Source organism: Flagellimonas eckloniae, from assembly GCF_001413955.1.
Classification (GTDB): domain Bacteria; phylum Bacteroidota; class Bacteroidia; order Flavobacteriales; family Flavobacteriaceae; genus Flagellimonas; species Flagellimonas eckloniae.
In genome coordinates this window covers 2,490,071-2,516,868 of the sequence record NZ_LCTZ01000002.1, presented here as the reverse complement: position 1 = coordinate 2,516,868, position 26,798 = coordinate 2,490,071, and the positions used below count along the sequence as shown (strand labels likewise).

General features: G+C 39.2%; 13 protein-coding genes and 1 tRNA gene. 6 read left to right on the top strand and 8 right to left on the bottom strand.

The window, feature by feature from the left end:
* Positions 1 to 3: 3 nt before the first annotated feature.
* The 5 genes from AAY42_RS10675 to AAY42_RS10655 form a co-directional block, all read right to left on the bottom strand.
* Entirely contained in the window at positions 4 to 321 is a 318-nt protein-coding gene (locus AAY42_RS10675) for a DUF4286 family protein (RefSeq protein ID WP_055395018.1), read from the bottom strand.
* A 36-nt stretch (positions 322 to 357) separates the two neighbouring features.
* The gene (locus tag AAY42_RS10670; protein ID WP_055395016.1) at positions 358 to 2,142 is read right to left on the bottom strand and encodes a tetratricopeptide repeat protein; all 1,785 of its coding nucleotides are present in this window, start codon (positions 2,140 to 2,142) and stop codon (positions 358 to 360) included.
* A gap of 78 nt (positions 2,143 to 2,220) precedes the next feature.
* On the bottom strand, positions 2,221 to 3,492 hold the full coding sequence (serS, locus tag AAY42_RS10665; RefSeq protein WP_055395014.1) for a serine--tRNA ligase: 1,272 nt from the start codon (positions 3,490 to 3,492) through the stop codon (positions 2,221 to 2,223).
* Positions 3,493 to 3,544: 52 nt separating this feature from the next.
* Positions 3,545 to 4,861 carry an HTTM domain-containing protein gene (locus AAY42_RS10660; protein WP_055395012.1) on the bottom strand — a complete coding sequence of 439 codons (1,317 nt, stop codon included), beginning with the start codon at positions 4,859 to 4,861 and terminating at the stop codon, positions 3,545 to 3,547.
* 1 nt (position 4,862) lies between these two features.
* The gene (locus AAY42_RS10655) at positions 4,863 to 5,792 is read right to left on the bottom strand and encodes a bifunctional riboflavin kinase/FAD synthetase (RefSeq protein WP_055395010.1); all 930 of its coding nucleotides are present in this window, start codon (positions 5,790 to 5,792) and stop codon (positions 4,863 to 4,865) included.
* A gap of 183 nt (positions 5,793 to 5,975) precedes the next feature.
* Here AAY42_RS10655 and AAY42_RS10650 point away from each other — a divergent pair, with 183 nt between their 5' ends.
* Positions 5,976 to 9,617 carry a reprolysin-like metallopeptidase gene (locus AAY42_RS10650; protein WP_245625614.1) on the top strand — a complete coding sequence of 1,214 codons (3,642 nt, stop codon included), beginning with the start codon at positions 5,976 to 5,978 and terminating at the stop codon, positions 9,615 to 9,617.
* Complete coding sequence (locus tag AAY42_RS10645; RefSeq protein ID WP_055395007.1) at positions 9,614 to 10,300, top strand: hypothetical protein; 687 nt, start codon at positions 9,614 to 9,616, stop codon at positions 10,298 to 10,300. The genes AAY42_RS10650 and AAY42_RS10645 overlap by 4 nt, the downstream gene beginning before the upstream one ends.
* A gap of 3 nt (positions 10,301 to 10,303) precedes the next feature.
* Here AAY42_RS10645 and pth read toward each other — a convergent pair whose 3' ends face one another.
* The 3 genes from pth to AAY42_RS10630 form a co-directional block, all read right to left on the bottom strand.
* On the bottom strand, positions 10,304 to 10,933 hold the full coding sequence (pth, locus tag AAY42_RS10640; protein ID WP_055395005.1) for an aminoacyl-tRNA hydrolase: 630 nt from the start codon (positions 10,931 to 10,933) through the stop codon (positions 10,304 to 10,306).
* 90 nt (positions 10,934 to 11,023) lie between these two features.
* Positions 11,024 to 11,671, bottom strand: a complete 648-nt coding sequence (locus tag AAY42_RS10635) for a 50S ribosomal protein L25/general stress protein Ctc (protein WP_055395003.1) — start codon at positions 11,669 to 11,671, stop codon at positions 11,024 to 11,026.
* An 18-nt stretch (positions 11,672 to 11,689) separates the two neighbouring features.
* The gene (locus tag AAY42_RS10630; RefSeq protein ID WP_055395001.1) at positions 11,690 to 12,631 is read right to left on the bottom strand and encodes a ribose-phosphate pyrophosphokinase; all 942 of its coding nucleotides are present in this window, start codon (positions 12,629 to 12,631) and stop codon (positions 11,690 to 11,692) included.
* Positions 12,632 to 12,783: 152 nt separating this feature from the next.
* On the opposite strand from AAY42_RS10630, the gene AAY42_RS10625 reads away from it, so the two are divergent.
* The 4 genes from AAY42_RS10625 (at position 12,784) to AAY42_RS10610 (ending at position 26,652) form a co-directional block, all read left to right on the top strand.
* Positions 12,784 to 12,864, top strand: a tRNA-Leu gene (locus AAY42_RS10625).
* 319 nt (positions 12,865 to 13,183) lie between these two features.
* Positions 13,184 to 23,743 carry a PKD domain-containing protein gene (locus AAY42_RS10620; RefSeq protein WP_082433399.1) on the top strand — a complete coding sequence of 3,520 codons (10,560 nt, stop codon included), beginning with the start codon at positions 13,184 to 13,186 and terminating at the stop codon, positions 23,741 to 23,743.
* Positions 23,744 to 23,780: 37 nt separating this feature from the next.
* Entirely contained in the window at positions 23,781 to 24,701 is a 921-nt protein-coding gene (locus AAY42_RS10615; protein WP_055394997.1) for a PorP/SprF family type IX secretion system membrane protein, read from the top strand.
* 1 nt (position 24,702) lies between these two features.
* Positions 24,703 to 26,652 carry an OmpA family protein gene (locus tag AAY42_RS10610; protein WP_055394995.1) on the top strand — a complete coding sequence of 650 codons (1,950 nt, stop codon included), beginning with the start codon at positions 24,703 to 24,705 and terminating at the stop codon, positions 26,650 to 26,652.
* The last annotated feature ends 146 nt before the right edge of the window (positions 26,653 to 26,798 follow it).

Genomic DNA, 26,798 nt, shown 5'->3' with positions numbered 1-26,798 from the left:
ATCTTAGGGAATCTGTTGACTTATTATTTCCAATTCTGTTCTAAAGGCAACAAATTTGTTGGGAAACAGCTTTGTTGCATCCGCTCTAAGCCGTTCGGCATATTCCTTATAATACAATTCCAAGGTTTGTCGGTCTTTGGTTGTGTATTGAACGGAATAAGTGACTCCACCCATATCTTCTTCAACCAATACCTTGGCCATTTTTGCATGCGAAAATTTTCCTGTGGCCAACATATCCGGTACATGTTTGTCCCGCATCCAAATTAGCCATTTGTCATGGGCACTTTCATCTATGTTTATGGTAACATTGTATATGAGCATTTATGCTAAGTTTTAATAGCCCAAATGTAGATAAGTTTAATTTATTGCATCGCCCCGAAGCTGTCGAAATTGTTTTCTGGCTTTTGGAAAGTAATAACTGTCCTGATAATTATAAATGATTTTTTCGTAGTGGTTCTTTGCCTTTTCTGGTTCGTTTAAAATGGACCTATACAATTCGCCCAATGCAAAATAGGCATCGTCCGCCAAAATACCATCGGCATAAAACTCTACTATTTTTTTATAATTAAATTCTGCGCTCTCATAAGATTTTTGGGCTTCCAAAAGCTGTGCTTGTTTTAGCAAAGCCTCATCTTCAATTTTCTCCCCTTTATGGTTCTGCAAAATATCTTCCAAAACTTCAATGGCCTGTTTATTTTTGTTTTGATAGGCTAGAAGGTCAGCCCTTGCATATTTTTTTAATGCAGTTTGGGTGGAATCTTCCAAGGAGTTATCAGAAATTAAGAGGCTCAATTGCATGGCATCGTTTGCAATAAGTTGCGATGTGGAACCCCTAAGTACTTTTAATTGCGTCAACGCCCAATCAAAATCACCTTTGTAAAAACTGGTCTGTGCCACCTTAAAACGAGCATCTTGACCTAAAACATCATTCTTTAGACTTTTCTGTATCTGTGTGAAATAGATTAAGGCCTGATTAAACTGTTGGTCGTAGACCAAAATATCGCCTAAGGCCAATTTTACATAGGCAATTCCCATGCGCCCCAAAGGCAACTCAAGACTTTCCTTAAGCATTGCAATTGCCGGTGCTGGATTTTCCTTTTTAAAAGTCAAAAAGTTTGCATAGGCAATTTGAAGCTGCAAAGTGCGACTTTGGTTTCCATATTCACCAACTAGTGCTTGAAACTTTTTTTCCACTGCATCCAGTTTTTTCCCATTAGCATTAACAAGCTCGATGTCTATCAAATGAAGCTCAGCGTTCAACTTGGAAACCGGGTTATTGCTATGGGCAACAATGTATTCAAAAACTGTAGTGGCGTTTTCGTAATCTTTGTCCTCCAAAGTAATCTGTCCAAGATTTTCCATCCGGTCCAGCGAGGTTTCATCGGTTCTTTTAAAAATTGCCTTTTCCTGGTTGAAAGCGCTGTTATATTGTTTTTGCTGAATAAAGAGCCAGCTCAATAACTCATTCCAAAGGATATCAGGGTTTTTTTGTGCATTTTTAAGAAGCACCTTTCTCAACAGAACATTATTTGGGTTTGAAGAATCTTCAGAAATAAAATCATCAATGTTTCTAAGAATATTGGAACGGGAAGTTTTTCCTTCATAAATCAGATTTAGGTAGGATTGATACATTTTTTCAATATCACCTTGTTCTCCGTAGATTCGGGCTAATTGAAAATCATAATTCAATTCTGGTTTAAGCACCATTGCCCGTTTGTAGGCTAAAATTGCTTGTTCTAATAGCGCGTATTTTTGAAACCTATAGCCTACACTATATCCAAAATTAGGATTCTCATCAATTTTTTGAATGGCCTTGTCATAATAGTCCGTTGCTTTTTCAGGCTGATTTTGCAACGTATAATTGTAGCCCAATTCGATAAAAAAAGTTGGGAAAGCATAGGAATCCTCAATCTTTGCCAGCAAAAATTTCTCTGCGTCCCCATAACGTTCCAATTGTTGGTAGCAGGCAACCAAACCTTCTGAATAATCTGTGCGTCTTGGGTTTTTCTTGACCAATTTTTCATAAAAAACCAAGGCTTTATCATAATCGCCATCATTGAAATACTGCTTTGCCAAGAAATCCTCTTGTGATTGCACAGAGGACAGGAATAGAAAAGAAATAAAAAATAAAATGTATCGCAATACCTTGTTTTATTTCAAATATAACGCAGAAAAATGCTGAAATCTGTTAAGTGATTCCAAATTAATGTTTGAATACGATTAATCAATCATATCAAACCCACAATACGGAACTAGAACTTCAGGTATTTTAATACCGATCTCGGTTTGATAGTTTTCCAAGATTCCAGCCAAAACTCTGGGCAATGCCAATGAACTACCATTTAAGGTATGCGCCAACTGACTTTTCCCATTTTCATCCTTAAAACGAAGTTTTAATCGATTTGCTTGAAAAGTTTCAAAATTGGATACGGAACTAATTTCCAACCATCTATCCTGAGCCGTTGAAAAAACTTCAAAATCAAACGTTAGGGCAGAGGTAAAGCCTAAATCTCCGCCACAAAGACGAAGCACTCGGTAGGGCAATTTCAGTTCTCGAAGAATATCCTTAACATGTTCTACCATCTCATCCAAAGCTTGGTATGAAGTGCTGGGATGTTCAATGCGGACCAATTCAACCTTATCAAACTGATGGAGCCTGTTCAATCCCCTAACATGTGCACCATAACTTCCGGCCTCTCTTCTAAAGCAGGGTGTATATCCGGTGTATTTGATTGGAAAATTTTCTTGCGGCACAATATCACCTCTGTGCAAATTCGTAATTGGCACTTCGGCGGTTGGAATAAGATATAGGTCATCTGTTTGAACATGATACATTTGTCCTTCCTTATCCGGTAATTGACCGGTACCATATCCTGAAGCTTCATTTACCAAATGGGGAGGCTGTACTTCAGTATATCCAGCATCGGTGTTCTTGTCCAGAAAATATGAGATTAAAGCGCGTTGTAGACGAGCTCCCTTACCTTTATAAATTGGAAACCCGGCACCTGTGACCTTTACTCCCAGTTCAAAATCGATGATGTCATACTTTTTGGCAAGTTCCCAATGGGGCAAAGCACCCTCAATAAGTGTTGGAATGTCTCCTTCACTAAAAATTTCTTCATTGTCGGCATCTGAATTTCCAGTAGGAACTGATGCATGTGGAATATTGGGTAATTGATACAATTGCTCCTGTAGGGCGGCACTTGTTGCGTTCAAATCCTCTCCCAATTGTTTTGATGCTTCTTTTAGACCGGAAGTTTGCTCTTTTAGTTGGTTAGCCTCTTGTGCCTTTCCAGATTTAAAAAGCATGCCAATTTCCTTGGAAAGCTTGTTGGATTCTGCCAAGGTTCCATCCAATTCAGTCTGGATGGAACGCCTTTTTTCATCCAAATCCAATATGGCGGATAAAATAGGTTCGGCATCAACATTTCGCTTTTTCAATGCGGTAATGATACTTTCCTTATTCTCCCTAATAGTCTGTAATTGAAGCATGACCTTGTTTTGAGCGGCAAATTTAAGCCAATCTACGGAAGTGAACCAACAATTATTCTTTTTGTGAGGGCCTTATCCATTCATTATGCGAAAAATGTTTCCAAGGAACGCTGGCTAAGTCTATTTTTGGGTCTATAAATTCATGGTACTTGCCTTTGTTTACTTTGACCTTATTTTGAACAAAAACTTGAATGTCTTCCCCATTTTTAGCGTATTCTTTTTTAAGGTGCTGGGCAAATTGCCATATAAAATCTGGATAACAGGCTACTTTTCTTCGTTGCTTTTTTGTGAGATAATCGTTTAGTTTAATATTGGTTATGGAATCAGTTTGTGTATTTACAACTTTATAGCGTATGGTGCCTGAGCGACTTCGCAACATCATTCGCCAACTCAATCGATGCCCTTCCTCGGTCCATAGTACATCATCTTTAAACGCATGATGTCTTAGCGGGAGTACTAGTTGAACTATAAAATAAATACCAAGAACAATGATAATCAGGTTTTGATTTTTAGGTGGACTTTGTGCGTTTTGTGATGGAATGCTCTTGGTTCTCAAAAAGATATTTCGAATGGTCTTTGGTTCAAAGAAAAATACAATGAAGGCCAATGAGAGGTATGGGAAGATTCCTATTTGAAAAACGATGCTGTTGAAAAGGTGAAAGAATATTGAAAAGATAAAACCCACTTTTCTGGTTGGTTTCCAGAGCAATGCTGGAACAATCAGCAAATCAAAGACAATCCCAAAAACCCCAACTATTTTATGAACCCATTTTTGCTGGAGGATTTCACCAATCAAGAAATAATCTTTTTTGGATTTCATCAATATTTCAATAATGCTAAAATCTAACCAATCACCATATAATTTTGCTACGGAAGCATAGGTGTATACAATGAACAACTGAAGAATAATGATCCATCGAATCCAATTGAACATTGTATGGGAACGAGACTTTGGATTTAATTTGGCATCTATTGAGAAATCTTTGGCTGCAGGTAAAAAGGCCATTATAAAAGCCAATAACATTAACAAATAGTAGTGGTTATTGTATGATGTTTTCTGCATTAAATACACTCCTGCCCACATGATGGCAAAAGCAAAAGCACTAAATCTATATTTATAGCCTAGAGTAATTAATATGCCAAGAGTTCCCATGATGGCAAAATAAATGTACATTCCATTTCCTGGGAGGGGCTGCAGCCATTCAAAACCTATAAATGAAAAAGTAAACTGGGGCTCTATTAAGGTTCTTCGTACCCAGCCAGTAGCAATTGCGCCATAACATTCCGCGCTTACTAAAAGGCCATAAAAAACCCTGAAAACAATGAGCTGGGCATTGTCTATTTTTTTAAAAAGAAATTGACGTAACATTTTACCCGGAAATTAATTCAAGTGATTGTTCCCTGTCTTTTTTCAGTTGCTTTTTTAGATCTTGAACAGAATCAAATTTATGTTCATCCCTAATACGGTGCAAAATACCAACCTGCACTTTTTTATTGTAAAGATTCCCTTCAAATTTAAAAAAGTTGACCTCTATACTTTTTTCGGTACCTGACACTGTTGGATTAAATCCAATGTTCATCATTCCATGATACTCCTTACCATTAATGATGCTTTTAACCACGTAAACTCCATTTTTTGGAATTAGTTTGTATCCTTCAGCTATATGTAGGTTTGCAGTTGGAAAGCCAAACTCTTTGCCCAAACCCTTACCTTTTTTAATGATTCCGGTAAGCATGTATGGGTAATTTAAATAGGTATTTGCGGTAATAATATCTCCATCCAACAATGCATTTCTAATTTTTGTGGAACTTACGGATACCTCATCTATTTCTTGTGCCGGAATTTCTTCAACCTCAAAATCCAATGTATTTCCAAAGGCAATCAAATCTTGAATATTGGCATTTCTATTTCTTCCAAATCGATGATCATACCCAATAATCACTTTTTTACTTTTTAAACTATTCACGAGGATGTCGCGCACAAATTCTGTTGCTGAAAGCCTTGAAAAGTCTTTTGTGAAGGGGTGTACAATAAGATAGTCCAACCCTAATGATTCTAAAATTTGTATTTTTTCCTCCAATGTGTTCAGCAATTTAATATCGGTGTCCTTTTGCAAAACCATCCTCGGATGGGGGAAAAATGTAAGCACTGTAGGTTTTAAATCGCCATTTTTGGCATTATTTATGAGGCGTTCCAATATTTTGCGGTGACCAAGATGTACTCCATCAAAAGTGCCAATGGTTATGGCTGTTTGAAAAGTTGTCTTGGTAAACTGTGTAATGCCTTGGATTGTTTCCACCTAATCAAGAAAATAAAAAAGGCTATTTTTGATAACGACTTATGCCCCTTTTGAATGAGAGCTAAATTACATCTTGTTTTTTCAATAACCATATTTTTTGTTTGCTTTTATGCTTCTGGACAGCAGGGTTATTGGAAATCTATTTCCGCAAAATCTAATTTTAAAAGTGCCTCGGTCAAAAATATGTCCAAAGCCAAAGCAGTTTTTTCTTTGGATAAAGAAGGTTTTTCAAAAGCGCTTGAATCTTCATCAGATTCCAAAAATGAAACACAACTTATTTACCTACCTAATTCTAATGGAAATATAACCGCCTTTTCAATAAAGGAAACTTCTGTTTTCCATCCAGATTTGGCTAATAAATACCCTAACATAAAATCATTTTCAGGTACAAGCTTAGATGGAAAGTACAAATTGAAACTCAGTAGCTCCCATAAGGGACTTCAGAGCATGATTGTTAATGTTCAAGACCAAAAAACTGCATTTATGGAGCAGTTGTCCAATAAGGAAAATTCATATGTGGTTTATGAAAAAGCTGATGGGGATTCCGGAAAAGATAGTTTTATATGTGATACTGATAAATTACAACAAACAGTTTCCAAAACAATCGTACCCCTGGTAGATGATCAACTCTTACGAAAGTTTAGAATAGCAATTTCGGTTTCTGGAGAATACACCGCTTTTCATGGAGGTACCGTTGCCGATGCGCTGGCTGCAATAAATGCTACCTTGACGAGGGTCAATGAAGTTTTTGAAACAGATTTAGGAGTTACTTTAGAACTTGTTGCCAACAATGACTTGGTCATATTTACAGATGAGGCTACCGATCCTTATGGAAACAATTTAAACAGTGAGGTGCAAAATACCTTGACGTCTACAATTGGTGAGGAAAATTATGATGTTGGTCACCTTCTAAACAAGGTCGATGAGGGTCAGGATAATGGAAATGCAGGTTTTATTGGATCAGTTTGTTCAGACAACAGAAAGGGTAGTGCCTTTTCATCTGCATTTGTTCCGGAAGGAGATGTATTTGATCTTGACTTTGTTTCCCATGAATTGGGCCATCAATTTGGAGCAAACCATACATGGTCCTTTGAATCTGAAGGAACCGGAGTACAGGCAGAACCAGCCAGCGGAACCACAATTATGGGTTATGCAGGTATTGTGCCAGGGAATAACGTTGCCGGCAATGGCGATGATTACTTTCATTACAATAGCATTCTTCAAATCTCAGATTACTTACAAACGGTTTCTTGTGCCCAGACCACTGCTTTAACCAATTCTCCACCAGTTTTAACCCCAATGGGAGATTATATTATTCCAAAAGGGACCGCTTTTGCTTTGGAAGGTATGGCTACTGATAGTGATGTTGGAGATGTATTGACCTATGCATGGGAACAAATTGACAATGGAGTGGTTACTACAAGTACTTTTGGCCCTGAAAATCCTAGTGGTGCTAATTTTAGATCATTGCCCCCAACTACGGATCCTACTCGATATTTTCCAAAACTGTCCAGTGTCGCTCTCGGAAATTTAACCCAGACCAGCCCTCCGTTCAATAGTGCTTGGGAAACAGTGTCTACGATAGAACGAGATTTGAAATTTGCCCTTACTGTAAGGGACAATGCCCTAGGAGGTGGACAAGTGGTTTCAGATGTTCTGGATGTGCAGGTTATAAATGCAGCCGGGCCGTTCGTTGTTACCTCTCAGGCTTCTAATGAGACTTATGCAGCCGGTTCTGTTCAACAGGTCACATGGGATGTGGCCAATACCAATATTTTACCGGTTGATGCCAAGACGGTGGATATTTTCTTATCCCTGGATGGTGGAAACAGCTTTCCCATTACTTTGGCAGAGGATGTTTTGAACTACGGTAGTGCAGATGTACAAATTCCAGGAAATGTTACCGGTGAAGCCCGAATAATGATAAAGGCCAGCAACAATATCTTTTTTGCAGTTAATTCCACAAATTTTTCCATTGAAGAATCGCAAGTAGTTTTAAGTTTTGAAGACTTGTCTTTTGATGTATGCCAGCCGAATGATATTGTAATTCCATTTACATACCAAGCTTTTTCCGGATTTAGTGAAACATCAACTTTTTCAGCAAATTTACCTGCTGGGTTAATAGCATCCTTTGCCCCAACACAAGCTGATGCCAATGATACCGATGTATTACTTACTATTTCCAATACCAATGGTGTGGCAACTGGGGAATACACAATTACTATCATATCTACGGCTACCTCAGAAACTAAAAATGTCCCATTGTCACTTACAATCAATGATGGAACATTTGTAGATGTAGTTTTAACATCGCCCTTGGACCTAGAATTAAATACACCTGTAAACCCCGAACTGAATTGGGAGGCTAACGAACTATATACTTCATATGATGTTGAGATTGCAACGGATTCAGGATTTACAACTATTGTGGAATCAGAAACTACACCCTATAACTTTTATCAACCAACAGGCCTAGCGCCTGAAATAGAATATTTTTGGAGGGTGAGACCGCAGAACAATTGTGGAGTTGGCACTTTTGGAACACCTTTTAGTTTTACTACCATACAAGTAGATTGTAAAAATGCGGAATCCAACGGGCTTCCTTTAGCCATTTCCAGTATAGGGACGCCAACAATTACGACAACGGTGCAGTTTTTTGAGGATTTACCCATTTCAGATATCAATGTGAGCTTAGAACTAACACATACGTATTTGGAAGACTTGACCATAAGTTTAATTTCACCATCAGGAACCAAGGTAGCCTTGATTTCCAATACATGTTCAGATTTAAATAACCTAAATGCTATTTTTGATGATGATGGGTCAACCATAGTATGCTCAGGAAACCCTGCAATTTCAGGAACGGTAAGCCCCTTAGGTTCCTTGGCGTCCTTAAATGGCGAATCTGTTTTGGGTGAGTGGACATTGGAAGTTCAGGATATTGCGAATGGAGATGGAGGGTCATTGGTGGCGTTTTCAATGGAAGTGTGTGTAGAAGGAATGTTTAGACCAGATGAAGATGAAGATGGGGTTTTTGATGATGGTGATGATCTATGCTTAGGAACTCCAAAAGGAGTTGAAGTTGATACAAACGGCTGTCCAATCAATAGATTTCCTTCGGACAATTTTACAGTACAAATACAGAGTGAAGCCTGCAGAAATAACAATGATGGATCCGTAGCGATAACTGCTGCCGATACTTCATTGACCTATACCGCTGTTTTGGATGGCGGGGGAACCCCCGTGAACGTGGATTTCACCGACACCCATACTTTTGAGAATTTAACGGCAGGAAATTATTCCTTGTGTATTACAGGAACAGATGGATCTATAACCTACCAAGAGGTATGTTTTAATATTATAATATCAGAACCAGCATTGTTAACGACAATTGCAGTCGCAAATGGGACCACATTGGAACTTTTATTGGATGGTAGTGATTTTTATAATGTGGAATTGAATGGGTTGGTTACACAAACCCAAGAATCGGAAATTAATCTAGAACTAAAAAACGGACTCAATTCGTTAAAAGTGTATACTGATTTGCCTTGTCAAGGAAGTTATGAGGAGACATTTTTTATATCCTCAAAACCCATAGTCTATCCTAACCCCATTGGTAGTGATACAAAAATCTTTCTAAATGGTTTAGTCGGAGAGGTAGATGTTCAAGTTTTTTCGGCTGATGGACGTTTGATCCTTAAAACTAACAGGAGGGTGAATGGAAATGAGCTTGAGATGGATTTTTCGTTATTGCCAATAGGAATATACTATTTGAATATTCAAGGTGCGGAAATACAGGAAGTATTTAAATTGATTAAAGAATGAAGCAATTTTTTCTAAGCTTAATAGCGCTCGCCCTGTTTTCTTCTTGTGGTGGAAATGATGACCCACCACCAGCTCCTGAAGGCGCAGATTTGATTTTTCCTTTGGAAAATTCTGAATGCACTACCGGAGTCAGCGTGAATGAAACTTTAAGCCAAGTTACGTTTGAGTGGCAGTCTTCGGCAAATACGGAGACCTATTCCCTAAACGTTGTGAATTTGGATACTAATATGCCACAGACAATTTCTACCGCTGCAACCTCCGCGAGTTTATCCATAGCCAAGGGAGCACCTTTTTCGTGGTCAGTCACATCAATCAATTCAGATTCCGATCAGATAGCTAGCAGTGAGACATGGCTATTTTACAATTCGGGAGCTCAAACCACATATGCCCCGTTTCCTGCACAATTGGTTAGTCCAATTTCTGGTTCAACGGTTCAAAAAAGCATTGCGAATGAGGTTGATTTAATATGGATTGGTGCAGATGTTGAAAATGATATTGAATCCTTCGAAGTGTTTTTCGCGGATCAAAACCCACCTCTCACATCACTTGGAACAACCAACTCTAGTATAATGGAGCTTGCCGCAAGTGTTGAATCCAATACCGTTTACTTTTGGAGAGTAATAACAACAGATTCCGAAGGAAATACATCAGATTCCGGAGTTTTTGAATTTAAAGTATTCTGATTATTAAGTGCCGTTAAATTGGTTCATGGTGTTTTTTATGCCTGAAAATACAAATGAGCGAACCAAGTTAGTAGATTGTTGTAAACGTTCTTTAAGTTGTTCCACCTCATCTGCATTCCATTTGCCCAGTACATAATCAACCTGTTTACCTTTACTGAACTCTGAACCAACTCCAAACCTAAAGCGATTGTATTTAGAAGTTTGTAGTACGGTTTGAATGTCTTTTAGACCATTATGTCCGCCATCACTACCCTTTGATTTAAGACGAATCGTGCCAAAAGGGAGGTTAAGGTCATCTGTAATGACCAGGATGTTTTCTAGGGGAATTTTTTCTTTTTCCATCCAGTATTTTAAGGCCTTGCCACTTAAGTTCATATATGTGGATGGCTTTAGGCACAAAATGCTCTTGCCTTTATGTTTAAATGTGGCAACAGTGCCCAGTTTTGCACTTTCAAAAACAAAACCTTCTTGTTCAGATAGGTAATCTAATATTTTAAAACCAATATTGTGTCTGGTCTCTTCATATTCAGATCCTATGTTTCCAAGACCGACAATAAGGAATTTTTTCATGATATCAGTATCTTCTAATAACGATTTTGGAGTGCTAAAAAGTGTTTTAATAAACTGGAACATAAAGAAGTTTCCGTTTTATCCAAAAATACAAAAGCATCCCAAAACTCTACAAGAATGTAAAGTAGGGATGCTTTAAGATTTATTGTGAAACTACTCAGTAGCTTCTGCGGCTGGCGCTTCAGCACCTTCAGCAGCACCTTCAACACCTTCAGCCCCTTCAGTTTCTTCTTCTTCCTCCTCATCATCAACAGATGTTCTGGAAGCTTTCACCTGTACAACAGCTGTACTGTCTGGGTGTAGAATCGTATAATCATCACTTAATAGTGTTTCCACGGCAATCGTGCCCCCAATTCTTAGATTTGAAATATCTATGGTGATAAAATCGGGAAGCAAATCTGGCAATGCCTTAATGGAAAGCTTTCTTTTTCTAAAAAGTAGACGACCACCATTACGTACACCAGGGGAATTTCCTTCCAAACGAATAGGGATATTTATGGTAACAGGCTTGTCCTTGAACAATTGATAAAAATCTATGTGAAGAATTTTATCCGTTACAGGATGAAATTGAATGTCCTGTAAAACAGCTTCCAATTTTTGTCCATCTTCCAACTCAATCACAGCCGTGTGTGCGTTAGGAGTGTGCACTAAATGTCTGAATGCTAGTTCATCAGCTGAAAAGTGCAATGGTTTATCCCCTCCGTACAGTACGCAAGGGACCTTTCCAGCATTACGTAAGGCCTTGGTCGATGCCTTGCCTACGCTTTCTCTTTGAGATCCTTTGATAGTAATTGACTTCATTATATATATTAAATTGATTTACATTAAAAATTTTGATGATATTGATGTGTTGTGATGAACCCTGTGCATAACATCTGCAAAAAGGTCGGCACATCCCAATACTTTTATTTTTTTTCGGTCCTGTTGAACTGGGATGGAATCAGTAACTATAAGCTCTGAAAGCTTTGATTTTTCTATTTTTTCATAGGCGTTCCCAGACAACAATCCATGTGTTGTGATGGCACGTACACTTTTTGCACCCCGTTCCATCATAAGATCAGCAGCTTTGGTCAGCGTTCCGGCAGTATCTACCATATCATCAACCAATACCACATTTTTACCATTTACATCACCAATTAGTTCCATATGTGAAATTACATTGGCCTTTGCGCGTTGTTTGTAGCAGATGACCACATCACTCTCCAATGCCTTGGAATATGCATAGGCTCTCTTAGACCCTCCCATATCTGGTGATGCAATACAAAGGTTGTCCAGATTTAGTTTTTTCAGATAGGGTAGAAATAGGGTAGAAGCGAACAGATGATCAACTGGTTTTTCAAAAAAACCTTGAATTTGATCTGCATGCAAATCCATGGTAATAATTCTTGTAGCTCCTGCGGTTTCCAACATCTTGGCAATTAGTTTTGCCGCTATAGGAACCCTTGGTTTGTCTTTTCTATCTTGTCTGGCCCAACCAAAGTAGGGCATAACTGCGGTAATATGTCTTGCCGATGCTCTTTTTGCAGCATCGATCATCAACAACATTTCCATCAGGTTCTCTGAACTTGGATTGGTAGATCCAATGATAAAAATACGTGCACCCCTTATGGATTCCTCAAAGGAAGGCTGAAACTCCCCATCGCTATATCTTGAAAAAAGAACTTTTCCCAAGTCCGCACCATACGAAGCTGCGATTTTCTCACCAAGTACCGTACTTTGGGTACAAGCGAAAATTTTTGGCTCTGGAACTTGGTATGACATTGCAATCTATTGTTAACTAGCTTTTTAAAGTGCCTTTTTATAAAAGAGGTGCAAATTTAAAAATTAATTCGGGTTGCTAAAGGATTAATGCAGGTATTTTTGGTGGTAAATGAAATTATTTTTTAGCTTTGCAGTCCTTTTGAAAAATTAATGCTCGAGTGGCGGAACTGGTAGACGCGCTGGATTCAAAATCCAGTTCCTTTGGAGTGTGGGTTCGATTCCCACCTCGAGTACTTCAACTAAAAGCCGAGATTTTAGATCTTGGCTTTTTTTGTTGACATAACCTGGCTATAATTTTCTTTGGTTTTAATCTTTTCATTTTCCAACTAACCTCCTTGTAATCAATACGTTTTGAATATATGTTTTACCTGATTTATGCAGGTTCATTGATTTTATTATTCGGAAAATGTTGATAATTGAGCTGAGCTTTCATCTATTATCCCATGTTTCACAACAAATGATCGTTTAAATACAACATATTTTCCCTTTAGTCGATGGTAGTAGATATGTTTGAATATTCTTACATCTTAAGAAAACCTCATTTTCTCGACTATGAATATGTTTTTACAAAACCTCAACAAGCATAAAAATCTTCTTTTCTTTTTCCTTTTATGCACTTCTTTTCAATTTGGTAAGGCACAGTGTACTATTAATGCGGGTATACCAGAAACTATTTGTAGTAACATAGGCACATTTAATTTATCAGGTACTGCAGGAGGTTCTATCTTGAGCGGTCCAACATGGTCACAAGTAGGAGGTCCATCGGTTTTGATCGATGATCCATCTGACCTTACAACAGAAATAACTGGATTGGTAGGAGGTAATACTTATATATTTAGGTTGACAGGTACTTGTTCTGACGGAAGTACACCATTTCAGGATGTTGAGATTACTGTAGAACCAATTACTATATCAAATGCAGGTAACGATATAGCATCCTGCCCAGACAATTCTGGAGCAATTGTAACCAATGCCAACACTCCCCTTAATGGAGGAGAGACTGGGCAGTGGAGTATAATAGGGAGCAATAATGCAGGTGTAACCATTAATTCACCTACATCACCTGCAACAAGCTTGACTTTACCAGAAAACAGTGCAGGAGTTACGACTTTACAATGGACAATTACAGGGCCTGATTACGCTCCTGGTCAGTTCTGTGAATCTTCATCTACAATAACCGTTACCAATTATGGAGGCGCATCAATTGTAAATGCTGGGGGAGATCAAAATTTGGACAATTGTTATGCTGTAACACAGTCCACAAACATGGGAGCAAGCTTTGGGGGTAATAATATTAATGGGCAAGTTGGAACATGGTCTTTTGTTAGTGGTCCAAGCGCACCCACAATCGCAAATGTTAACAACAACACTACCGGTGTTTCTGACCTTATTCAAGGAACCTATGTTTTTAGATGGTCAGTTAGCGGTCCTTGCGCCAATGGAGAAGATACAGTAACTATAACTGTAGATGAGGCCACACAAGATATATCCACAGCTTCTATAGAAGATAATAACATACGTTTTTGTGATACAGGTATTACTACGATCACATTGGTTGGTTCTGTACCTCAATTTACTGGAGAAACCGTTGCATGGACACAAACTGGAGGTTCTACTACTGGTATAAATATACTTAACCCAAACTCTAGTACCACTCAGATTAGTGGTTTGGATTCAAATGAGAGTTATGAGTTTACCTATACTATAGAAAACACAACAACATTATGTAGTGATGTAGCAACTGCCACTGTTCAATATTCCACGACTCCTACAATTACTGCAAATCCGGCCGAAGGAGGTGCAGATATAATTGCTGATTGTGGAATAACTAGTGTAGATATACCATTCAGTTCAACAGGAGATGGAACAAATGCCTATAGCATTGTAAGTGGCCCAAGTGGTTCTACTTTAATTGATGCCAGTACTTTTTTAAATACCGGGAGTACTCCTTTAAACATAGACTTTGATATAGAGGGAACATATACCATACTTTTTAGGAGTGCTTTGGATGGAACTATTCAAACTGGTTGTGATGTTGCCACTGATGCTATTAATGTTACCGTTGCTCTAACACCTACGGCTGCAAATGCAGGAACCGACATTCCCTTGAATTGTAACGATACGGATACAAGTTTGGCAGGGAATCCAGTAACTATAGGTAGTTCACTATGGTCGCAAATAAGTGGCCCTAATACAGCTAGTATAGATGATCCATATGCTCAAAATATTATGGTTTCGGGGCTTGTACCTGGAACTTATGTCTTTCAATATGCAATTTCGGGCGGGAATGCCTGCTCTCCTTCCTCCGAAGATACAGTCACTGTTAGTGTGGCATCAGATACAGCAGTAACAACGGATGCAGGTCTTGACCAATCAATATGTTATGGAGCACCCACACAATTGGACGCAAATACTCCGCCAACTTCGAATCTGGTAGGAACATGGACAGTAGATACTGCACCTGTAGGATCTACTATTGTATTTGAAGATGAAAATGACCCAAAAACTTTGGTATCTGGATTGGATGATCCAAACGAAACGTATATTTTCTTATGGACGATTGCAAACCCCAATAATGCCACTTGTCCATTGCCAGGTACAGATACCGTTACTATTTCGACTAATGCGAATCAAGGACCAACATTGGCAGATGCAGGTCCAGATCAATGCCTTGCCTCAGGATTAACTTCATCAACCTTAGCAGGAAATGAACCAGCAGTAGATGAAAATGGAACCTGGACAGCAGTTCCCGCTACGGGAATAACATTTGATGATGTAAACCAGGCTGATACTGATATAACCATAGCAATCGAACAGAGTTATCTGCTTACATGGACCATAGCGAAAAATGCTCCTGGATGTCAATCTACTTCGGATGAGGTTGAGATTACTATTGGTGACAATGCTGTTGCTAATGCAGGTCCAGATCAAACTGAATGTCAATCTGTGTTTACAATGGATGCAACTGCATCGGTAGGAAGTAGTGGCATATGGACCCAAGTCTCTGGACCGGGAGGGTATACTTTTGACGATGAAACCAGTCCTACTGCCCAAGTTACTTTTACATTTTCAGGACAATATATTTTTGAATGGACTGCAAACAATGGCAGTTGTTCCACAGATACGGACCAAGTAGTTTTAAATGTAGGTATTCCGCCAACCACGGCTTCTGTTACAACAGCTACAGAAACTATTTGTTCTGCAACTACTATAACGCTGGATGGTAATCCTTTTAACAGTGATATTGAAACCGGATATTGGACCCTGCTTTCTGGGGCGCCCAATACACCAACTTTTTCAGATATCAATGACCCAAATGCCATGATTGCCGGAATGGTATCAGGGACGTATACGTTTAGATGGACCATAGCTGGGGATAGCAATTGTCCTACTACTTTTGCCGATAAAACTGTTAATGTTTTTGTTCCAGCGGACGCTGGCGATGACTTAGAATTATGCCAAGTTCAAAACTTCTTACTGGAAGCCACTTTTGGCTCTACAGGAACATGGACACAAGTATTTGGACCCGGAGTACTAGGTGCTCCTGGAACACCAGCAACCATATCCCAAAACCCAGTGGGGAGTAATGTTGCTGAAGTAAGCGATATTGTATTTGGTAGTTTTTATATTTTTGAATTTACCACAAATTATCCAGGTTCAACTGGCTGTGGAAACACCTCAGATCAAGTACGTGTAGAATCAAGCGGACTGCCCACAGTATTACCTGATGCAGGTCCCGATCAAATCTTGTGTAGAGGGGATTTAGCCATTGCCAATCAAACCACTTTAGCTGGAAACACCCCTCCAGATGATGTGGACGAAGCTACATGGAGTTTCACGGAACAACCTGCAGGAAGTACAGCGGTAATTACCGATGTTAATGACCCTACATCAACACTTACAGGATTGACCATACCTGGCACCTATATCTTAGAATGGAATTTTGAATCAGGATTCTGTTTTAACACTTCCGATGTAGTCCGTATTGAAGTATATGATGTTCCAGTGGCCAATGCAGGTCTTAATCAGAACAATGCATGTGAACTAGATGCACAACTTGCGGCGGATCCACCATCAGGTATAGCCGTTGGTACATGGACACTTACTGGTTCACCCGTAGGTGAAACGTTAACAATAGACGATCCTAACTCTCCAACTTCAACCCTATCAAATGTAACCGCATTGGGAACATATGAATTAACATGGACTGTTGGATATGATGGAGTTACTTTCCCTTCACCACCTTCACCTTCAGCCTGTGAACCCGTTTCGGATACAATGGAAATAATATTTACCGCAAATCCTCCTTCCAATGCTGAAGCTGGACCGGATCAAGAATTTTGTGCTGCTACTCAAACCAATATGGCAGCATCAGTTATCGCTGTGGGTACAGGAACCTGGACACAGACTGCCGGACCTGGTTTTGGAGGTGCCCTAGGAACATTGGCCAATATCGTCACGCCAAATAGCGAAACAACTTTAATCGATACTTTAGAACCTGGAACATACGAATTCACATGGACCGTTATTAGTGGTGGATGTTCTGAAACTGATACAATGGAAGTGGTCATTTATGCCGACCCCATAAGCACAGATGCAGGACCTAATCAGTCATTAAATCAATTTTCAACAATTACTCTAGCTGCAGATGCCCCAATAGCTGGGATTGGTGTATGGACTCAGGTTTCTGGACCAACTACAGTTGGCTTTGTCAATGAAAATGATCCAAATACTGAAGTCTTTGGAGCAAATTCAGGTACTTATGTTTTTCAATGGACAGTTTCCAATGGTACCTGTACTCCAGTATCCGATACCGTTCAAATCTCCTTGATAGGGGTTGACTTAGAGCTAACTAAATCAGTTTTACCTACATCTGCCAATCCTGGAGATATAGTAACTTTTACTTTAGATGTGTTCAATAATGATGGCTCCAGTGCAGCGGATGCAACTGGGGTTGCGGTAAGAGATGTAATCCCATCTGGTTATACATTGGTGCCAGGGACCGTAAGTAACGCAGGAGTGTTTAATCCGGGAGATTTGTCAATCACATGGTCTAATCTTTCTATTTTAAACGGAGCAACAACAAGTTTGACTTTTGATGTCACTGTAAATATACCAACAGGCACAACCGATGAATATGTAAACATAGCTGAAATAACGGCTAATGATACTTTTGATATTGATTCAACAATTAACAATGGTTTGACTGGAGAAGATGATCAAGATTCTGCAGAAGTAAATGTGAACACTTCGGATTTGCGTCTTAGAAAAAGGGTAAGCTCTGCGTCCAGCACAACACCAAATGTGGGCGATACTGTGGTTTTTGAGTTAACAGTCTTTAATGCTGGTCCAGATGCAGCTACTAACATCACAGTGGAAGATATAGTACCTTCTGGATATACCATTACCACTATAAATGATGGAGGAATCGAATCCGGTGGAACAATTAGCTGGGATATTGCCTCGCTGATTAGTGGAAATACTACAGTGACCTATGAAGTTACAGTTGATGCCCCAACAGGAGCCTTAAATGAGTATGTAAATACAGCACAGATTACCTCATCTGATCAATATGATCCAGATAGTGAACCAAATAATGATGATGGAGATCAGAGTGAAGATGATGAAGCTTCAGTTACTATAACTACCCCGGAAACAACAGATGTTGAATTGGAATTTTTGGTAAGTGATACTTCGCCCAAAGTAGATGATGTAGTCACATTTACCATTAATTTAAGCAATCAACAAGGAGTTGATGCTACGGGAATTTCAGTCGTAAATACCTTACCCATAGGTTATGGAAGTATTACTGCAATAGACAATAGTGGAGTTTACAATGCTGGTAGTGGGACAATTACTTGGACTGGACTCGATGTAGATTTGGGAACCAATAGTACTGTGCTTACTTTTCAGGCTACCGTATTGGAACCTACTGGTGCCGCAGGGGAATATACCAATGTTTCTGAGGTAACTGCTAGTGACCAATTCGATATTGATAGTACACCAAATAACGATACAGGAAACCAGAGCGAGGATGATGAAGATGCTGTATCCATTGCCATTCCTGAAGTGGCTGATTTGAGCATTTCTAAAAGTATTATTGTGGGCACTGCCTCGCCAAACGTAGGAGATGTTTTAACTTTTGAACTTATTATTTCCAATTCCGGTACGGACAATGCCACAGGTGTTTCTGTTGAAGATATTTTGCCTGTAGGTTTTACCCTTACAACTGTTAATAGCGGCGGTTCAATCATTGGCAATAATGCTACTTGGTCAGGATTGTTTGTTCCTTCTTCCGGGAATATTGCTTTAACTTATCAGGCTTCAGTGAATACTCCAACGGGTGCTTCGGGAGAATACACTAACAGTGCCCAAATTACGGCAAGTGAACAGTTTGACCCGGACAGTGATCCAACAGTTGGTACAGGAACTGATGATTTAGGTGATACCATTGCTGATGATGATGAAACGAGTTTGACGATAACACCACAAATTGCCAACCTTTCAGTAGATAAATCGGTAAGTGATACAACTCCGGATGTAGGTGATACGGTTACGTTTACGGTTCAGGTCGATAATGCAGGACCGAGCATTGCAACCAATGTAAGTATTGAAGATCAGGTTCCATCTGGCTATACCATAGTTGGTGGCTCAGTATCCAATGGAGGGATATTTAATTTAGGAGGCTCTGAAGTTATCTGGAATTTAGCAAGTGTACCTTTGACCGGAACAACACTTACCTATCAAGTAACTGTAAATGCACCAACGGGGACAGTAGGAGAATATGAAAATGTTGCCCAAATTACGGCTGCGGATCAATACGATTCCAATAGTACGCCCAACAATGACGATGGAGATCAAAGTGAAGATGATGAAGATGTACAGACAGTTACACCTACTGTTTCAGACTTAAGTTTAGTAAAGGATATTAGTGCAGCTTCAAGTGCAACACCAAATGTTGGTGATACAGTTGTATTCGAATTGACTGTTACTAATGCAGGGCCTGATACCGCTACTAATATAGTTTTGGAAGACATTGTTCCTTCTGGTTATACTTTGGGTACAATCAATAACGGAGGATCTGCGATTGCAGGTACTTTTTTAACATGGAATATTACTTCATTGGCTGTAGGTTCAACAACCGTTTCTTATGAAGTAACAGTAAATGCACCAACGGGAACAACAGATGAATATCTGAATACAGCTGAGATAGCGGTAGTAGACCAATATGACCCAGATAGTGACCCAGGGAACGATGATGGTGACCAAGATGAAGATGATGAAGACTTTTTTGTTGTAATTCCCCAAGTTGCTGACTTAGAATTGGAAATATTGGCTAGCAATACAACACCAGAAGTTGGCGATGTAGTAACCTTTACAATTAATTTAAGCAATTTAGGAGATGATGCTGCCTCTGGAATCTCTATCGAAAACCTGGTACCTCCAGGATATGGAAACATCTCTGGAATAAGTAATGGAGGAACTTTTAGTTTAATTTCTGATATAATAACATGGTCAGGACTTACTGTTCCTTTGGGTACAAATACTACAATACTTACATTTAACGCAGAAGTATTGACCCCCACAGGTGCTTCAGGGGAGTTTACCCATATTGCTGAAGTAACGGCTAGTGACCAGTTTGATGTCGACAGTACGCCAAATAATGATGATGGCGACCAAAGTGAAGATGACGAGGATGCCATTACTGCAGCACCGATACAAGCAGACCTTTCCTTAACAAAAATAGTGGTCGATAATGATCTCACCCCTAGTGTGGGAGAAGAAATAAGTTTTGAAATAACCGTTTCCAATAGTGGCCCGGCTGATGCAACCAATGTAGTTGTAACTGACCAATTGCCAACTGGATTTGATTATGTATTGTATAGCGCAACGGAAGGGACTTATAATGAAACTACTGGGGCATGGCAAGTTGGAACGCTAGCAGGAGGTGCATCAGAAACCATAATTATTGATGCATTGGTAAATGATTCTGGCGTTTATACCAACACTGCCCAGATTACAGCATCTGATGCTTTTGATATTGATTCTACCCCAAGCAATGGAGTTTCTGCAGAGGATGATCAAGATGAGGTTACAATAACACCAGTAGCTTTAGTGGATATTTCTTTGACCAAGGATGTAGATAATTCAAATCCAGATGTAAATACCAATATAGTATTTACACTTACAGTTTCCAATGCGGGACCTAGTAATGCTACCTCTGTTCAAGTAACGGATTTACTTCCATCAGGATTTACCTATGTTTCCGATGATAGCGGGGGAGATTATACAAGCGGTACGGGAATTTGGGATGTAGGAGCCTTGGCAAGCGGAGTTATAGAAACATTGAACATTACAGCGACGGTGAATGTTACTGGTAGCTATATCAATGTCGCAGAAGTAACCGCTCAAGACCAAACAGATAGTGACTCTACGCCAAATAATAATGTGGCAGGGGAAGACGACCAAGATGAAATCATGGTCAATCCAAGACCTTTAGTTGATATTTCCGTTACCAAAACAGCCGATAATTTAACTCCAAATGTTGGAGAACAAATTGTGTTTACGGTTTCTGTATTCAATGATGGGCCAAGTGACGCTACCAATGTAGTAGTAACAGATTTCTTGGAATCTGGATACGAATTTGTAAGTGCTGTTCCATCCAATGGAGTATATGAGCCTTTAAATGGTTCTTGGACAATTGGAAATTTGGACAATGCAACCTCAGAAAACATTATAATCACGGCTAACGTTCTTCCCAATGGGGACTATACCAATATTGCTGAATTAACGGATTTAACAGAAACCGATATTGATTCGGAGCCAGCAAATAATGACGATACGGAGGATGATCAACAAACTATTGAACCTGTTCCAGTACTGGTTTCAGATCTTGTATTGCGAAAATCAGTGGATATTTTAAGTCCATTGGTAGGAGAAGAGGTCATTTTCAATATCAGCATTACCAATGAAGGGCCTAACGATGTCACTGGAGTGGAAGTTTTAGATTTATTGCCGGATGGGTATACCTATGTATCAAATAATAGAACAGCAGGAGTTTATACCCCAGGAACCGGTATTTGGGAATTGAATGGCGTAATTCCAAATGGAACTACGGAAACTATGAATATAGTGGCCATGGTTAATCCATCTGGAGATTACTTTAATGTTGTAGAAGTTCTCTCTTCCAGTAATTTTGATCCTAACTCAATCCCAAACAATAACAATGTATTTGAAAATGACCAAGATAGTGCCGGTACAACCCCTATTCCAGCAGCAGATTTGGCATTGGATAAAACCGTGGATAATGAATCTCCTGATGTTGGCTCAAATGTAACATTTACGGTGACCTTGACCAATGAGGGGCCAAGTGATGCAACAAGCGTTGTGGTTTCAGATGTATTGCCATCAGGATATACCTATCTATCGGATGATTCTGGAGGTACCTATTCAGATGCTAGCGGACTTTGGAATGTTGGAACTATTGTTGGCGGAAGCAGCATTGATTTAAATATTACTGCCCAGGTAAATGCAACTGGAGATTATGTAAATGTTGCGGAGGTAATTACATCCATTCAGCAAGACCCAGATTCAACACCTGGAAATAATATTCTTACTGAAGATGACCAAGACGAACAATCGGTCATACCTAGGTCTGTTACTGATATTTCAATTTCAAAGACAGCAGATAACTTGAGTCCATCAGTGGGTGATCAAATCGTATTTACCATAACTGTGAATAATGCTGGTCCTAATGATGCTTCAGGATTGGTCATAGAAGATCTATTGGCATCTGGATATAACTTTGTTTCAGCTATCACTTCTTCTGGGGTCTATGATAACATTACAGGAGCTTGGGCGTTGCCAACAATAACAAACGGAGCCTCAGAAACGTTACAAATAACCGCTTTGGTTTTATCAAGCGGAGATTACAGAAATACAGCGGAGTTGACAGCTTTGGACACTTTTGATCCAGACTCAACACCAGATAATAATTTAAATTCTGAAGATGATCAAGATACTATCGTTCCAGTACCTGATGGATTGTCAGACCTTTCACTGACCAAAACCGTGGACAACCCAACTCCTAATATTGGTGATGTAGTTGAGTTTACGGTCAGTGTTAGTAACGATGGTTTCAGTGATGCAACCGGAGTTGTAATTACCGACTTATTGCCATCAGGCTACACTTACCAATCCCATATAACCACAGCGGGGATTTATAGTTCCTCTACAGGCGTTTGGAGCATTAACGGAGCTATTTTTAATCAGACTACAGAAACATTGGTTGTCCTGGCCACGGTTAATGAACCAACAGGAACTACAGATGAATATTTAAACATAGCAGTCATATCCGCAAGTGATTTAGCTGATCCAGACAGTAATCCAAATCAAGGAGTTGATGTAGATGACCTCTCAGATGGGTTGGATGATGATGATGAGGCCATTGCCTTTGTAACTCCACAAACAACGGATATTGCTTTAACCAAGAATGTGGATAATACCTCTCCAAATATTGGCGATCAGGTTAATTTCACCATAACGGTAATCAACCAAGGTAATGTAACAGCAACCAACATAGGAATTGAAGAACAACTGCCACAAGGATATCGATTGATTACTTCCCAAGCTTCAATTGGGGTTTATGATGAGATTTCCGGTTTTTGGGAGCTTGATACCTTAGATGCTTTGGGAACAGCTAGTTTACAACTCACTGTTGAAGTTTTGGATATTAACGATTATACAAACACAGCTAGCTTGGCCTATGTGGATCAATTGGATACGGATAGTTCCAATGACTCGGATCAAGCATCGGTTGAACCTTCTTGTTTGATAATTTATAATGAGTTTTCACCCAATGGAGATGGTGTAAACGAGTTCTTTAAAATTGACTGTATTTCCAGATACCCTAACAATTTGCTTCAGGTCTATAATAGATGGGGCAATATTGTATACGAACAACGCTCCTACAATAATGATTGGGACGGAACATCTAATGGTCGCGCCACTGTACAAAAAGGAGATTTATTGCCAGTGGGTACCTATTATTATGTGCTGGATCTTGGAGATGGCTCAGAGCCAAGAACGGATTGGTTATATATAAATCGATAGTAAGATGGGTATTAGAAAAGTCAAAAAAATACAACGAATGAAAAAGCAATTACGATATACCTGTCTTGCAGCACTTGTACTAGGGACCTTTATGGTTTCTGGCCAGCAAGACCCTCAGTTTACACAGTACATGTACAATACCTTGAATGTAAACCCAGCTTATGCAGGTTCTCGTGGACATCTTACGGCGCTTTTAATGCATCGTTCCCAATGGGTGGGCGTGAATGGAGCACCAACTTCCCAAGTCTTGGCTGTTGATGGCCCAATGGGAAATAATGTTGGTTTGGGGCTTGTACTCTCCCACGATGCCCTTGGGCCATCTTCAGAGGTTTTTGTGGATGGAAATTTTTCATATACCGTAAAACTGGATGATGTAGACAAAAAACTATCCTTTGGTCTTAAGGCAGGAGGCAGACTGTTCAATGTTGACTTCACCAAAGGCTTATTTGAGAATCCAGATGTGGCTTTTCAGAGTAATATAGAGAACAAATTTTTTCCAACAATTGGTGCAGGAGTATACTACCATACCGCTAAGGGGTATCTAGGGCTTGCAGTTCCCAACTTTTTCTCCGAGGACCATTATGATGGACAGGAGCAGGAAATAGCCTCAGAACGTTTGCACTATTTTTTAATAGGTGGAAGGATTATTGATTTGACACCTGATATTAAGTTCAAACCAGCCTTTTTTGTAAAATGGGTGCCAGGTGCGCCGGTGATTGCAGATATTTCGGCAAATACCATGATTATGGAAACATTTACCGCTGGATTGGCATACCGCTGGGACGATTCCTTTTCTGCCCTTTTAGGATTACAGATATCACCAGATTTAAGCGTTGGGTATGCCTATGACCTTACCACATCAGATTTAAGAAGTTATACAAGTGGCACGCACGAAATATTCCTACGATACGAATTCAAAACCGTGGAAAAGCGACTTAAATCCCCAAGATTTTACTAAGATGAGAGCAATAAAAACAAACATAATCGTACTTTTTTCACTTTTGGCCTGTATAGCACAAGCCCAATTAAAGTACAATGATGCAGATATCAATTTTGAAAATCTACTTTATGTAAGGGCGGCAAAACAATATGAAACCATTGTTCAAAAAGGGGACGATTCACAACATGTGTTGGAACGCCTCGGAGATTGTTATTTCCTTAATACGGATATGGAAAACGCTGCCAAATGGTACGGACAGTTATTTTCCAAGTATGAAAAAGTGTTGGAACCTAAATATGCTTTCAGATATGTGCACTCCTTAAAAGGAATTGGAAATTACAAACTGGCAAAGGCTATTATGAAAATTTATAGTCAAAAACGCGATATGTCAGAGTATGAGGTAGCGCAATTGAAGAACAATGACGAAGCATTGGATGAGTTGTTGAACAGGCAACCCCAATTCTATATCTCAAATTTAGCTATCAATACGCCCGTAGCAGATTTTGGTCCGATGTATTACAAGGATAAAATTGTGTTCTCATCAAGTCGTGATTCATTACGATTTGAAACTAGTGTCTATGAATGGAATAAGCAACCTTATTTGGATTTCTTTATGGCGGACACCAATGATTTGGGTTCAGATTTAGCTGAAGTTGTCCAATTTTCCGAAATCTTGAATACAAGATATCATGAGGCAGTGGCCGCATTTATTCCAGAAGGAAATAAAATTTATTTTACAAGAAACAATTATTCCAATCAAAATTTAGGAAGGGATGGTGAAGGTACCAACCATTTGAAAATGTATACATCCCAACTTCAAGGAGGTGAGTGGACAGCTGCAACAGAGGTCTCTTTTAACAGTGAAGAATATTCCGTGGGTCAGCCCGCTTTAAGTCCAGATGGGCAATTCCTTTTCTTCGTTTCCGATATGCCGGGAAGTATAGGGAACACCGATATCTTTATGGTTGAAATCTACAAGGATGGAAGCTTTTCACAACCAAAGAACCTTGGCCCAACTATAAACACCAGTGGAAGGGAAATGTTCCCCTATGTAACAGATGAAAAACTATACTTTGCTTCTGATGGACATTTAGGACTGGGAGGTTTGGATGTTTTTGAAAGCGAATTGGGGCGAAACGGATTTGGTACACCAAATAATCTTGGGAAACCTTTGAACAGCAACCGGGACGACTTTGCATATATTGTAAATGAAGCTTCGGACAGAGGTTATTTCTCTTCCAATAGAGAAGGAGGCAAAGGAGATGATGATATTTATTCGTTCCAACGCTTGGAAGAAGCTTGCGAACAAACCGTAAAGGGTAGTGTTATTAGAAAGGCCAATGCGCAGCCCATAGTAAATGTAAATGTTGAACTTTTCTCGGTAGATGGAACGTCTTTGGGAAAAACAGCAACAGATCCATATGGAGCATTTAGTTTTGATGTGGTTTTGGATTGTGAGGCAGAGTACAACATCAAAATAAACAAACAAGGCTTTTTGCCAAATGAAAAAGCCTTTGGTACTACTACTGAAAAAGATTTTATAAATACAGTTCCTTTGGAGATTACAAAAGAATTGAATAAACTTATTGTTCGTGAAAATGGGGTGCTAAAAATTAAAATAGACAATATTTATTTTGATTTGAATAAGGCTGATATTCGTCCAGATGCTGCACAGGAGTTAAATAAGATTGTTGAGGTAATGAAGGAATACCCAAAAATGGTCATCAAAATTGAAGCGCATACGGACTCCAGAGGTAGTGATCGCTACAATGAAACCCTTTCCGATAAAAGAGCAAAGGCAACGGGAAATTATATTATCTCACAAGGTATTGAGTCAAACCGATTAGAAAGTGCAATTGGTTATGGAGAGAAGGTGTTATTGAACCAATGCGGCAATGGGGTTCGGTGCACCAATGAAGAGCACGATGTTAACCGAAGATCAGAATTTATCATAGTTAAAATGGAATAATAACCATCCAAAAACTAACTCAAGCTTAAAACCTTCAACGAAAGTTGAAGGTTTTTTTAGTTAAAATAAGTTTCAGTGCAACCTTTGCATTTTTCTATTGTCTTTGGAATAGATGAATAAGGATTATTTTTAGCCGTCATTGAATA